Source organism: Acidisoma sibiricum, assembly GCF_057837225.1.
The window spans coordinates 308,259-321,846 of sequence record NZ_JBYQFD010000002.1 but is presented as its reverse complement, the minus strand read 5'-3'; the positions used below and the strand labels follow the sequence as shown (position 1 = coordinate 321,846).

General features: G+C 62.7%; 13 protein-coding genes. 2 read left to right on the top strand and 11 right to left on the bottom strand.

Features of this window, described 5'->3' with window-relative positions:
- Position 1: 1 nt before the first annotated feature.
- From msrB to AC3G7M_RS19835, 11 genes are all read right to left on the bottom strand, one after another.
- On the bottom strand, positions 2–487 hold the full coding sequence (msrB, locus tag AC3G7M_RS19885; RefSeq protein WP_489216259.1) for a peptide-methionine (R)-S-oxide reductase MsrB: 486 nt from the start codon (positions 485–487) through the stop codon (positions 2–4).
- 95 nt (positions 488–582) lie between these two features.
- A complete protein-coding gene (gene pcaF, locus AC3G7M_RS19880) occupies positions 583–1,788 on the bottom strand; it encodes a 3-oxoadipyl-CoA thiolase (protein WP_489216257.1) in 1,206 nt (401 codons plus the stop codon).
- Positions 1,781–2,443, bottom strand: a complete 663-nt coding sequence (locus tag AC3G7M_RS19875; RefSeq protein ID WP_489216255.1) for a 3-oxoacid CoA-transferase subunit B — start codon at positions 2,441–2,443, stop codon at positions 1,781–1,783. Before AC3G7M_RS19875 ends, pcaF begins: the two co-directional genes overlap by 8 nt.
- A gap of 12 nt (positions 2,444–2,455) precedes the next feature.
- A complete protein-coding gene (locus AC3G7M_RS19870) occupies positions 2,456–3,136 on the bottom strand; it encodes a 3-oxoacid CoA-transferase subunit A (protein WP_489216253.1) in 681 nt (226 codons plus the stop codon).
- A gap of 16 nt (positions 3,137–3,152) precedes the next feature.
- Positions 3,153–3,941, bottom strand: coding sequence for an SDR family NAD(P)-dependent oxidoreductase (locus tag AC3G7M_RS19865; protein WP_489216251.1), 789 nt, complete (start codon positions 3,939–3,941; stop codon positions 3,153–3,155).
- 25 nt (positions 3,942–3,966) lie between these two features.
- Positions 3,967–4,950: a zinc-dependent alcohol dehydrogenase gene (locus tag AC3G7M_RS19860; protein ID WP_489216249.1), complete on the bottom strand. Its 984-nt coding sequence runs from the start codon at positions 4,948–4,950 to the stop codon at positions 3,967–3,969.
- On the bottom strand, positions 4,947–5,969 hold the full coding sequence (locus tag AC3G7M_RS19855; RefSeq protein WP_489216247.1) for a Gfo/Idh/MocA family protein: 1,023 nt from the start codon (positions 5,967–5,969) through the stop codon (positions 4,947–4,949). The genes AC3G7M_RS19860 and AC3G7M_RS19855 overlap by 4 nt, the downstream gene beginning before the upstream one ends.
- A 45-nt stretch (positions 5,970–6,014) precedes the next feature.
- Entirely contained in the window at positions 6,015–7,700 is a 1,686-nt protein-coding gene (locus AC3G7M_RS19850; protein WP_489216245.1) for an extracellular solute-binding protein, read from the bottom strand.
- A gap of 18 nt (positions 7,701–7,718) precedes the next feature.
- Positions 7,719–8,624, bottom strand: coding sequence for an NAD(P)-dependent oxidoreductase (locus AC3G7M_RS19845; RefSeq protein ID WP_489216243.1), 906 nt, complete (start codon positions 8,622–8,624; stop codon positions 7,719–7,721).
- On the bottom strand, positions 8,621–9,547 hold the full coding sequence (locus AC3G7M_RS19840) for an intradiol ring-cleavage dioxygenase (protein WP_489216241.1): 927 nt from the start codon (positions 9,545–9,547) through the stop codon (positions 8,621–8,623). Before AC3G7M_RS19840 ends, AC3G7M_RS19845 begins: the two co-directional genes overlap by 4 nt.
- Positions 9,547–10,620, bottom strand: coding sequence for a maleylacetate reductase (locus AC3G7M_RS19835; RefSeq protein WP_489216239.1), 1,074 nt, complete (start codon positions 10,618–10,620; stop codon positions 9,547–9,549). The genes AC3G7M_RS19840 and AC3G7M_RS19835 overlap by 1 nt, the downstream gene beginning before the upstream one ends.
- A 257-nt stretch (positions 10,621–10,877) precedes the next feature.
- Between AC3G7M_RS19835 and AC3G7M_RS19830 the strand changes: the two genes are divergently transcribed.
- Positions 10,878–12,071: an ABC transporter substrate-binding protein gene (locus tag AC3G7M_RS19830; protein ID WP_489216237.1), complete on the top strand. Its 1,194-nt coding sequence runs from the start codon at positions 10,878–10,880 to the stop codon at positions 12,069–12,071.
- 8 nt (positions 12,072–12,079) lie between these two features.
- On the top strand, positions 12,080–13,579 hold the full coding sequence (locus AC3G7M_RS19825; protein ID WP_489216235.1) for a sugar ABC transporter ATP-binding protein: 1,500 nt from the start codon (positions 12,080–12,082) through the stop codon (positions 13,577–13,579).
- Positions 13,580–13,588: the final 9 nt, after the last annotated feature.

Genomic DNA, 13,588 nt, shown 5'->3' with positions numbered 1-13,588 from the left:
CTTATGCGGTTGCGGTGAAGGTGAGCGCGACGCCGTTCATGCAATAGCGCAGCCCGGTCGGCGGTGGCCCGTCCGGGAAGACATGACCCAGATGACCGCCGCAGCGGCTGCAATGCACTTCTGTCCGCTGCATGCCGAAACTGCCGTCCGCTGTTTCCACCACGGCATTGGGCAGCGGCTGCCAGAAGCTGGGCCAGCCGGTATGGCTGTCAAATTTCGTGGCCGAGGCATAAACGGGCAAGGCGCAGCCGGCACAGAAATAAGTGCCGCGCCGCGTCTCGACGTCGAGCGGGCTGGAGAAGGGCGCTTCCGTTCCTTGCTGGCGCAAGACCTGATAGGCCGCAGGGCTAAGCTTCGCCCGCCATTCGGTATCCGTCAGCGTCACCGCGAAGGCAGCACTTTGGGCGGCCTTGGGCCTTGGCCACCAGACGGCCAGCGTCAGCGCGGCCAGAATTCCGCCACCGATGGTGGCACGTCGTTTCATCATGGGCTGCGACTCCCGAGCAAGGTCTGCCCTGGTTACGCGGACAGACCGGCTACGGTTACCTTACGGCCCGGAACCGCCCATGGATGACGAGAGACTCACACCCGCTCGATCAGAACGGCGATGCCCTGGCCCACGCCGATGCACATGGTCGCAATGGCCGTCCTGAGCGCCATCCTCTCCAGCGCATTGACCGCCGTCATGGCCAGTCGCGCACCGGACATGCCGAGCGGATGGCCGAGCGCGATGGCGCCGCCCTGCGGATTGACATGCGCCGCATCGTCTGGAAGTCCAAGACGACGCAAAACCGCCAGCGCCTGGCTCGCGAAAGCCTCGTTCAGCTCGATGAGATCGATGGCACCGATCGCAAGGCCCAGGCGCGCCAGCAGCTTCTCCGTAGCCGGCGCCGGCCCGATGCCCATGATGGCAGGCTCGACGCCAGCCGTCGCCATGCCAAGGACGCGGGCGCGCGGCGTCAAGCCATGCCTCCGCACGCCAGCCTCACTTGCCAGGATAAGGGCCGCCGCCCCATCATTGACGCCGGAAGCATTGCCGGCGGTGACGGTGCCACCCTCCCGCCGGAAGGGCGTTTTCAGCTTTGCCAATCCCTCCAGCGTCGTCTCGGGCCGGGGATGCTCATCCTGGTCGAAAATGACATCGCCCTTGCGGCCCTTGATTGTGACTGGCGTAATCTCGCGGTCGAAAAAATGGGCCTCCTGCGCGGCCTTCACCCTTTGCTGCGAGCGGACGGCAAAGGCATCCTGATCGGCGCGCGAGATGCCGAAACGCGCGGCCACATTCTCGCCAGTCTCGGGCATGGTATCGACGCCATAGATCGCCTTCAGCGCCGGGTTGACGAAACGCCAGCCGATGGTGGTGTCCTGAAGCTCCGCCTGACGCGAAAAGGCCTCCGTCGCCTTGCCCATGACGAAGGGCGCGCGCGTCATGCTTTCCACGCCCCCGGCCAGCACCAGATCCGCCTCACCCAAGCGGATCATCCGCGCTGCTGTGCCGACAGCATCGAGCCCCGATCCGCAAAGCCGGTTGATCGTGCCGCCCGGCGTGCCCACGGGGTAGCCCGCAAGCAGCACGGCCATGCGGGCCACGTCGCGGTTGTCTTCTCCCGCCTGATTGGCGCAGCCAAGATAGCAGTCGTCCACCGCATCCCAATCGACACTGGGGTTCCGCTCCCGCAGCACGCGCAAAGGATGGGCCGCGAGATCATCCGCCCGCATGTCTTTCAGGGCGCCGCCATAGCGGCCGATCGGCGTGCGGGTGAAATCGCAGATGTAAGCCTCAGCCATCGATCGTCTCCGCTATCCGCAGGGGCGCGCCCGTGCGCGCCTGCAGCGCCTCCAGGGTCAGGCCCGGCGCCATCTCCCGCACCACAAATCCGGCTTCCGTCACATCGATCACCGCCAGATTGGTATAGATGCGGCTGACCGCGCCCAGGGCCGTGAGCGGATAGGCGCAGCGTTCCACCAGCTTCGGTGCGCCCTCCTTGGTCGTATGTTCCGTCACCACCCAGATGCGCTTGGCCCCGACCGCCAGATCCATCGCGCCACCGACCGCCGGCGCCGCATCGGCGGCCGAGGTCGCCCAATTGGCGAGATCGCCGTTCTGCGCTACCTCAAAGGCACCCAAAACGCAAAGATCGATGTGGCCGCCGCGAATCATCGCAAAACTATCGGCATGATGGAAGAATGATCCACCCTCCAGCAAGGTCACATGCTGCTTGCCGGCATTGATGAGCCAAGGATCGATCTGGTCAGGCGCAGGCGCAGGCCCCATGCCGAGGATGCCGTTCTCGGAATGCAGCACCACTTCCCGCCCCGCGGGGATGTAATCCGCGACCAGGGTCGGAATGCCGATGCCGAGATTGACATACCATCCTTCTGGAATGTCCTGCGCCACGCGACGCGCCATGTCCTGGCGAGAGAGCGGTGTGAAATCCGCCATGAGCCTCTCCTGTCAGCTACGCTGATCGAGATAGGGAAGATGCAGAACGCGATCGACGAAGATGCCGGGCGTTACGATCGCTTCAGGATCAAGCGCGCCGAGCGCCACGACATGCTGCGTCTGCACGATGCTGCGCTTCGCCGCCATCGCCATGACGGGATTGAAGTTGCGGCCGCTGCCCCGATAGGTGCAATTGCCCCACCGGTCCGCTCGCCAGGCTTCCACCAGAGCGACATCCGCCGGCAGTGCATGTTCCAGCACAAAGGAGCGGCCGCCGATCTCGCGCGTCTCCTTGTTTTCCGCAAGCTTGGTGCCGAAAGCGGTGGGCGTAAAAAAGGCGCCGATACCGGCACCGGCGGCGCGAATGCGCTCCGCCAAGGTCCCCTGCGGGACGATCTCCAGCTCCAGCTTCCCCGCCTTGAACAATTCCTCGAAAACGACTGAGCCGGCGGAGCGCGGGAAGGAGCAGATGATCTTCCGCACACGGCCCGCTTCCATCAGCTTCGCCAGCCCGACGCGACCCGCACCGGCATTATTGGCGACGATGGTGAGGTCCGTGGCCCCCTGCTCGATCAATCCCTCGATCAATGCATCGGGCTGCCCGACAGCGCCGAAGCCGCCGACCATGACGGTCGATCCGTCCTGCACGCCCTCCAGCGCAGCCGCGACGCTATCCACGATCTTATCGATCATACGGCGGGTCTCCTTCTCAAACGAGCACCATGCCGCCGTCGCACATGATGATTTGGCCGGTCATATAGTCGGACTCGCCGGAGGCCAGAAATGTCGTGAGCCCCGTGAGATCTTCCGGGGTCGCGGGACGGCCGGCCAGAATGCCGGCCGAGAAGGAATTGATGAATTCGCCCCTCTCCTTGATCACCCCTTTCTCGATCATGTCGCGCTCCAGTCCGTCCCAAAGCGGCGTCACGACAACACCAGGGGCGATGCCGTTGACCGTGATCTTATGTGGGGCGAATTCCCTTGCTGCCGCCTGGGTCAGCGAAATGACCGCGGCCTTGCTGGCGCAATAGGGCGCGAATTCGGGATAGCCCTGACGCCCGGCGATGGAGGCGGTATTGATGATCTTACCGCCCTGCCCGCGCGCAATCATGTGACGCCCGACTTCCTGCATCCCGATCATGACGCCAAACGCATTGACCCGCATGATACTGTTGAAATTGTCCCCATCAACTTCCAGGAACGGCAAAGGCTTGTTGAAGCCGGCATTGTTGAACAGCACATCGATGCCACCGAAATGCGCAGTCACGGCCTCCACCATGGCGCGCACCTGAGCGCGTTCGGCCACATCCACGCCGACACCCATCGCTTCCAGACCCTCATCCCGCAAGGCCGCTGCTAAAGCCTCAGCCTTCGCTCCATCTCGATCCGCCACCACCAGCTTGCCGCCTTCCGCGGCCGCCCGGCGCACAATCCCTTCACCGAGACCGGAGGCCCCCCCGGTGACGATGATGACGCGGCCCGCTAACCGTCCTGTCATCGCACTTTTCCTCTCCTTGATCGCGCTAGCTATTGCGCAGCGTAACCTTGATGCATTTGTCCGCCTGTGCGCCGAGCGCAAAGGCTTCCACACTGTCCGCCAAGGGGAATTCATGCGTGCGGATCGGTGACAGATCGAGCTTGGTGCGTTCCAGAAACGTGATCGCATCCGGCCAGACGCCAGGCGATCCGATGCAGCCACGCACGGTGAGATTGCGCATCTGGATATTGCCGAGATGCGAGGAGACTTGACGCCCGATATTGATGCCGACCATCGAAATCCGGCCCTCCTCGCGCACCAGATCGAAGACGATGCCGAGGGACGCATCATGGCCGGAGGCTTCGATGACGAGGTCTGCCCCTCTGCCCCCGGTCATCTGCAAAACGGTCTCGACCGCATCACTGGCCTGGGGATCGATGACCTCGGCGGCGCCGAGCTTCAGCGCGGCATCCCGCCGATGGGCGATCGGGTCGATCACGATCACCCGTGCGCCCATGCCGATGGCGGACGCCGCGGAGACAAGGCCGATGGTGCCACCGCCGGAGACGACGACGGTTTCGCTTGCATCCGTACCGCCCGAACGCCGCACCGCATAGAAGCCGCAGGTGAACGGCTCTATCAACGAGGCTGTGCCGTCATCGATCGAATCCGGCAGCTTATGCAGCCATTCCGGCCGTACAACGAAATACTCGCGATCCGCACCATCCAGCGAGAAGCCGAAATGATGCAGCCGATCCGGCAGGCGCACAACGCATTCGCCCACCACACGCTCGCCGGGGGCGAAATTGCGCACATTGCGCCCGACCTCGACAATCTCGCCGCACCATTCATGGCCCGGCGTCACCGGATAGCTGATCGGAATGATGTAGCGGCCGCCGAGGAGTTCGTAATCCGAATGGCAAATGCCCACCGCCCGCAGGCGCACCAGAATTTCATTGTCAGTGATGCGCGGGACATCGACATCGCGCATCACCGGCTGATCCGGTTTTTCAAAGATGAGCGCTTTCATGCCGCTCTCCTGTCCGCTGGCTGCACCTGCTCGGCATTGCCTGAGGCCGCACCGCGCACGATCGCTTCCAGCAGCGCGATATTGTTGATCATCTCCTCGCCCGTCACGGGATATGGCGCCTCACCGCGCACGGCGCGGGCAAACGCCTCGAAATTGGCCATGACCGGCTCAGCCTTGCCGATTTCCTCAACCGTGATGGCCTGGCCTTTCATGCCCTTGGTGACGACCCAGCCATCCGGCGCCTCGACATGGGCGCGGTCACGGATATCGATCCAGCCCTCAGTGCCGAATAGGGCAAAGCGCGAAAAGAAGGGCGTTGCCAAGGTCGCAGACACATAAGCGGTTCCACCCGAGGCGAAGCGGATATAGGCGCTCATCGTGTCGCCCGACGGCAGATCGGATGCAAGACGTTCACAACTCACCGTGACGTCCTGCGCCGGACCCATCAATTTCACAGCGAGATCGGTCAGATGAATGCCTGTCGCCGTCATGCCACCGGCGGGCGCCTGCTCGGGCTTCAACCGCCAATTGCTGCGATCGAGCGTGAGGAATTTATCGTGACTGAAATTCGCCTCGATCTGCAGCAGGCGCCCAAGCCGCCCTTCGGCGGCAGCGGCCAGCATCTCCGCAATCGGCGGCTCGAACCGCCGCTCATGCCCCATGCCCAAAACCAGACCCGCCTCGCGGCACAGCGTGACAGCGCGCTCCGCTCCGGCGCGGGTTAGCGCCAGCGGCTTCTCACAGAAGACATGCTTGCCGGCCCGAACCGCAGCCGCAATCTGCTCTTCGTGCAAGGAATGCGGGGTCACCAGCAGAACTGCGTCAATAGCCGGATCGCCCAGGGCGTCCGCAAATGAACCACTGACAGGAATGTCATGCGCAGTCTTGAAACTCGCCGCTGCCTCGGGATTGACCTCAACCGCGCGGGCAATCTGGATCACCGTATTGCCATCCAGCGTGGTCGCAATCTTGCGGCCCCACCAGCCCAGACCTACCAGAGCCACTTTTACCGGCTTCATTGATTTCCTCTCCTTTGTCGCACCCGGCAGATCGGCATTTCTGCCTCAGGCCACGCGCGTTTCCGACTTGCTTTTGAACAAGGCATCAATCCGTCGCTGCGCCCCGACCAGAGCCGCGCGATCCGTCGTGCGGCCGGTCAAAGCATCATGGATCTCATCACCCAGAATGGCCTCGATCGCGACATATTCGGGGATAGGAGGCCTCTGCCACCCATCGAGAAGATCGCGCCGTGCGACGCGTTCGACAAAATTGACGATCGGCGAACTCAGCATCACCTCGGGGTCAGACACCACGCTGAACCGCGGCCGCACCGGCAATCCGCTCTTCAGATGATCGCGCACCGTATCAGGAGAGGTGATCCAGGCAATGGCATCCACCGCCAGGCGCATCCGTGCCTCGGGCAGATTGGCCGGCACGCAGAGAACGAAACCCCCGATCGGGGCGGTGACGCGGCCATGCGGGCCCGCCGGATGCGGCAGATATTCGACCTTGCGGCTGACTTTGGACCGCGTGTCATATTCAAACCGCGCCGCCCGCATGCTCCAGCAATAGGTCATCGCCGCATGGCCGGTGAGGAAGGTATCGAGGCTGGTTTCCCAATCGAATTCCGTCACACCCGGCGGTGATATTTCAATCAGCTGGTGCATATAGTCGAGCACACGCAGACCCGTGGTCATGTCGATCACTGGACGGGTCAGGCCCTTGCCGCAGGCGGCCGACCGCTCCAGCAGAAAACTGCCGCAATCGCCGAGAAGAAACAGAAACATGGCGGCAATCGGCATGCCGCGTGCGCCGTTCCAGGTGATGCCATAGCGACCATGGGCGGGGGCATGCAGCGCGCGGCCGACGGACAACACTTGGTCGAAACTCGTGGGAAAGCTGAGCCCAGCCTCCTGAAACAGGTCCCGGCGAACCGCCAATGTCTCAATCGTGCAATAGATCGGCACACCATATTGCGCACCCCGCCATTGGCCGGTTGCCCAGAAATCCGCCTGAAATTGGGTGGAGTCCAGCCCCGCGGCGCGCACCACGTCCCCCACCGGGCGGATATAGCCCTTGGCGGCAAATTCTCCCATCCAAGGAATATTGAGTGCGACGATGTCATATTGCGACACCGGCCGCGTCGCATTCTCCATCGCCAGTTGATACAGTTGCGGCAGACGCGCCAGGGTAAAATCCCGTCGCGAGCCGAAGCTGGTGCGCAAATCTGCCCACATATTCTGCATGGCAACGAAGTAATTGTCATCGGCGAGGAGAAAACGCAGATCGAAGCGCTTGGCCTGCTGCGGCCGGCGCATTGACGGCGGCAAAGCCAGACTGCCAACGGCCGAGGCCCCGAAATAGTAGTCGTCGCTCGCTTCCCCCGGCTCGCGGCCGCCGATGGTCTGCGCCACGATCCGCTTCACCTGAAGCAAATAGTCCTCAAAATCTTTTTTGAGCTGCGGGCTCGGCTGCAGGGCGAAGGATTTGCCGGTCTTGCTGCGTGGCACGCGCAGAATCAGACCTTCGGCCACCAATTCCTCGATCTTCCTGAGCGACGTCGTGTAGGGTGCATAACCCGCCTGCGCCAGGCTTGAGGTCGTGACGACCTCGCCCTTGGTGACACTGCCGACCAGATGATGCAGCAAATGCCAGACGAGGTCGTTGTCAGCCTTGGGAAAGGTCTGCGCCCAGGGCAGCCGAAGCTGCTGCAGAAAATCCAGAATCCGAAGAAACTCCAGGTCTTTCATCTGGCTTGTGCCGCCATTCTATCCCGCCGCGCGGGCATGCTCCTTCCCGGCCATCTCTTCATACTGCTCCAGCAGGACAAAGAAGTCCTGCCCACCCCGCCCTTGGGCGCGCGCCGCCTCATATTGCTGGCGAATGAGGCTGATCAGAAAGACAGGAACGTGGCTGTCGCGGGCGGCATCGATGACCAGATCAAAATCCTTGATCATCTGTTCCACCGTAAAGGCCGGGGCAAAGTCGCGCTTTGACAGCATGTCCCGCTTGTAGCCGATCAGGGGAGAGGCGACGGCGCTTTCACAGATCACCTCCATCATCTGATCGATCGAGAGATTGCCTTTCTCGCCAAAGGTGAGCGCTTCGGCCAGCAAGGCCGAGGTGGCGCCGACCAGCATATTGATGGCGAGCTTCAGATAGCGCGCCTCCTCGCCCCCGCCGAGATAGAATTGCCGCGTCGAAAATGTGCTCAGCAGTGGCTCGACGCGATGGTACGCGCCCTCATCCCCTGATGCCAGAACCGTCAGTTTCCCGGCCTCTGCCGTCGCCGTGCTGCCTGACAGCGGCGCCCGCAGATAGAGCACGCCGGCAGCTGCCAGGGCTTCGGCGACTTCGGCGCTGGCGCGTGGCGAAACCGTGCTGGTCTCCACCAGAATGGTGCCGGGTTTCATGCTCGCCGCCAAGCCGGAGGAGCCCAGGACGAGTTTCGTCAGCACCGCGTCATTGGGGATGGAGAGGAATACGATCGGCGCGGCGACGGCAACGGCGGCGGCATCCGCCTCGATGATCGCGCCCGCGTCCGCCAGCGCCGACCGCGCGTCCGACACCGGGTCATAGACATGCAGGTTATGGCCGGCCGCGGCGATATGCCGGCTCATCGGCGAACCCATCTTGCCGAGACCGATCCAGCCCACGGTCATGACATTCTTCATACGGACGCTCCTGCGACATGGGCCGCCTGAGGCGCGCCGGAAAGACTGGTCAAAGCTTCAGATTGTAGGCGGAAATCAAGCGACAGGGCCTGGCAGCCTTCGGGCAGTCCGTGCTGGGCACGCTGCTCGGGCGTGGTCTCCGTCATCGGCGCAATAAGCGCATCCTTCACACCAAAGACCGCATCGCTATCGAGATAGGGATCGCCTTCAATAAAAATATGCGTCGTCAATGTGTCATAGCCGATGGCGCGGAGGATGAAGTGGATGTGCGCGGGCCGCATGGGATGACGCCCCAGGGCCTTCAGCATATCGCCGACCGGTCCGTCGCCCGGAATGGGATAGGAGGCAGGCACGATGCTGCGGAACCAGAACCGGCCATCCGCGCCTGTGCGAAACACACCCCGCAAATTCATATCGGGCTGCGTTGCATCCTGCGTATCGTAGAATCCGTCTTCCGAGGTCTGCCAGACATCCAGCTCGGCCCCCTCCAGCGGCTTGCCCGCCTCGTCACAAACCTGGCCACTGACGAAAAGCGGCGCGCCACGGCCATGATGGGCGATGGTCTCGCCCATTGCCAGCTTCGGCGCCCCGCCGACATAGAAAGGCCCGAGCACGGTCGACGGCGTCACGTCATCGATTTTGCGATGATTGATCGCATCGACCAGCATCGAGATGCCGAGCGTATCGGACAGGAGGATGAATTCCTGGCGCCGGTCGCTGCAAATCTGGCCCGTTCTGGTGAGGAATTGGATAGCCGCCAGCCATTCATCGGGTGTCAGCCGCAGCTCGCGCACCACTGAATGCAGATGCGGCACCAGCACCGCCATGATTTCGCGCAGCCGGGCGTCGGAACACCCATCGTTCCGCTGCAAAACTGCGTCCGTTGCATTGGCTTCGGTAAAATTGCGGGTCACAGCGACCATTACGCAGCCTCCCTGTAGGGCGGGCGGCCGTGGAAGGCGTCCGTCAGCAAGCGGCGCAGCGGTTCAGCTTCCAGCGGCCTTGGATTAGGATAGGGCCGGGCGGCTGCCAGTGTCACAGCCCGATCGAGATCGGCCTCTTTCATGCCGATGGCGCTGAGCGCCAGGGGGGCGCCTAGCCTGCGGGCAAGGTCATAAAGGCCGGTCGCGGCATCCTCTGTGCCGAGCGCACGGGCGATGCGGGCCATCGCGTCCGGCGCGCCGGACGCGTTATAGGCGACGGCATGCGGCAGAATCACCGTATGGGTGGGTGCATGGGGCAAATCAAACGTGCCACCCAGGACATGGCAAAGCTTGTGATGCAGCGCCATGCCGACCGAGCCCAGGGCCACCCCGCACAGCCAGGCGCCGTACAGCGCTTGGCCCCGCGCGGCGCGATCCTGCGGATCGCTTATGATGGCCGGCAATGCGCGCGCCAAGGCGCCGATCGCTTCTTCCGCCATCAGCGAAATGATCGGGTTGCGCTCCTCCGCATACAGCGCCTCCACCGCATGGGCGATGGCATTCATTCCGCTGGTGGCACTCACCTGGGGGGGCAAAGTCAGCGTCAGCGACACATCATAGATCGTCGTTTCCGGCAAAACGCGCCGGGTCCGTTGCGTGGTCTTCTCGCCGTTCTGCGTTTCACCCAGGATCGGCGTCATTTCAGAGCCGGCATAGGTCGTAGGAATGGCGAGTTGCGGCAGATCGGTGCGCAGCGCTATGGCCTTGCCCAGACCGATGGTCGATCCGCCACCGACGGAGACCACGCCATCGACAGATTTTTCGTGTACCACGGCAAGCGCGGTTTCCGTTACTGAGACCGGCGTATGCATCGTCGCCTGATCAAAAATGCCGACCGCGCGTGCCCCCAGGCGGGCCGCGACATCCGCCGCCTGTCCCACCTGCTCCGGCGTGCAGAGAACGAGAACCCGTTTGGCCCCGAGCAGATCGATTTCAGACGGAAGGCGGTCAAGCGTGCCATCGCCAAACACGACCCGCATGGGCAGACCGTCGAAAGTAAAATTCTCGAGCACTGAGCCTCCTCCACCCTGCACCGCTGGTTTTGCATTGCACAATACTTCGGCGATGCGGCTTTTTCTTGAACCGAGGATAGGTCCGTTGCTGAGACCGAGGCGAGGCCAAAAATGTCCATTTTGAACAAATTCTGGCTAGCCAAATCGATCCTGGCCCGTAGGTTAAGATCAGTAAGGTTCGACGGAGCCTTTTTTCAGAGCCTTTCTGGATCAAAAAGAATACATCGGCCAACAAAGGCCGTGAAAAGGGAGCGACAATGGATAACAAGCTGACCAAGGTTAAGCTCGGCCGTCGCATGGCCATCGCAGGCGCCGTGGCCGCGGGCGGTGCTGCCCTCATCACTGGCGAAGCGAAGCCGGCGCGCGCAGCAGCAGCCCCCAGTCCCGCGGGCTATCAGGGCGCGCCGCGCACGGAGCTTTTCAATCCCGCGCTCGTCACGAAAATCAATGATACGAGCAAATATAAAAAAGCGCCCCCCTATGTCATCGGCTTCTCCAATGCCGGCCTGGGTGACAGCTGGCGCGTCGTTGCCCTGGACGAGCTGAAGCAGGGCGCGGAAGACCACAAGAATGTCATCAGCAAGCTGATCATCACTGATGCCGGACATGATGACGCAAAGCAGGTGTCGGACGTTCAGGATCTCGCCTCCCAGGGCGTCGATCTGCTGATCGTCAGCGCCAATACCGAAAAGGCGCTCGATCCGGTGGTTACCCGCGTCATGCGGCAGGGCATTCCCGTCATGATGCTGGATCGCCGTATTACCTCCGATCATTTCGTCACCTTCGTGAATGCCTCCGATCCGATGATGGGTCGCCTTTGGGCGCAGTGGATCGTGGAGAAGCTGAACGGCAAGGGCAATATCGTGCTTCTCGGTGGTCAGGCGGGTTCCAGCCCCAGCGAGAACCGCATGGGTCCGGCGAAAGAAATCTTCGCCCAACATCCTGACATCAATATTCTCGACACGGTCTATTCGGATTGGAGCCCCGTGAAGGGCAAGCAGGTGATGCAGGCCGTTATTGCCAAATATGGCCGCAAGATCGATGCGGTCTGGTCGGCCCACGGCCTGCAGGTCCCGGGTTCCATCGAAGCGTTTGTCGAAGCCGGCTTCAAGGCGGGAGAAATCCCGATGCATACGACAGCCGACGTGAACGGTCCGCTTGTGCTGGCACTGAAATACAAGATCCCGATGCTCGAGATCAGCGATCCGCCGGCACAATACCGGACGGCCATCGGCGTTGCCGTGAATATCCTCAACGGCGCCGCGGTTCCTGCCACCTACACAGTGAACTCGCAGATCGCCGTGACCGAAGGCGATGAAACGGCATCCATCAAAGGCGATGTGCCCTTCGCCTCCCTGGCGCTGCCCAACAAGCCGTCCAACTACCTCATCTCGAATGATCTGGGAGCGGATTACGACCCGACGACGGCGCATATCCAATATCCGCACTGAGACCGATCATGCTCTCGGTTACGGGCATCCATAAGGCCTTCCCCGGCGTGCAAGCGCTCGCCGGGGTTGATCTGGACGTGCGCGCGGGTGAAATCCACGCGCTCGTGGGTGAAAACGGCGCCGGCAAATCGACTCTCACGAAGATCATCGCGGGGGTGCAGGCGGCGGATAGTGGCGAAATCCAGCTCAACGGCCAAACCGTACACTGGCAGGGCCCGGCGCAGGCCAAGGCCGCGGGCATCCATGTCATCTACCAGGAATTCGTTCTCTTTCCGCATATGTCAGTGGCGGAGAACGTTTTTCTCGGGCGCATGCCGCGCACCCGGCTTGGCCTGATCGATCATCGCGGGGCGGAACGGCGCGCGGCAGAAATTCTGGCCCGGCTTGGCGTCACCATGGATGTGCGCCAGCCGGTCAGTGGCCTCACGGTCGCCGATCAGCAGATGGTCGAAATCGCCAAGGCCATGATCGACAGGCCCAAAGTCCTTATCCTGGATGAGCCGACCGCGGTTATTGCAGGCCGCGAAGTCGAACTGCTGTTCGACCGGCTCCGCACCTTGCGCGACGAAGGCGTTGCCATCATCTATATTTCGCATCGTCTTGAGGAGATCTTCCAGCTCTGTGATCGCCTGACGGTCATCAAGGACGGGCGATGGATCGCCACCCGCACCATCGGCGAGGTCACCCGCGATGCCTTGATCACGCTGATGGTCGGGCGCGATCTCAGCCATCTTTTTCCAGCCCGGGACGCGACGGCGGTGACGGCTGCGCCCGAAGTGGTGCTGACGGCAAGCGACATTCGCCTGGGCAACCGTGTGCGCGGCTGCAGCCTCGAACTGCGGGCAGGACTCATCACCGGCCTCGCGGGCATGGTGGGGTCCGGCCGGTCCGAACTCGCTATGGCGATCTTCGGTGGTTTGCCGATGGACTCGGGCAGCGTCACCATTGCCGGCCAGACCTTCCGCAGCATGACGCCCGCGCGGTCGATCGACCTCGGCATTGGTTTCGTGACCGAAGACCGCAAAGGCCAGGGTCTTGCGATGCTGCAGACTGTCGGTGCCAATATCACCGCAGCCAGCCTCGGCAGCCTCAACAAAGGCGGCTTCCTGGATACGGAGCGCGAGCGGGATCTCGCACTTGAGGATATCGCCTCCTATCAGATCGCCTGCCGCGGCCCGGGCACACCGGTCGCCACCATGTCCGGCGGCAATCAGCAGAAGGTATTGCTGGCGCGATGGGCGCGCGCCTGCCGCCGCGTGCTCATCCTGGATGAGCCGACGCGCGGCGTCGATGTCGGCGCCCGCACGGAAATCTATCGCATCATGCGCAGCCTGACGGCACAGGGCATCGCAATCCTGATGATCAGTTCGGAACTCCCGGAAATTGTCGGCATGTCCGACCGTGTCTATGTCATGCGCGAAGGTGCCATCACCGGGGTGATCGAAAGCGAGGCTATTTCGGAAGAAGCCGTGATGGATCTTGCAACACACGACCGCCAGGCGGCCTGAGGAAGATCG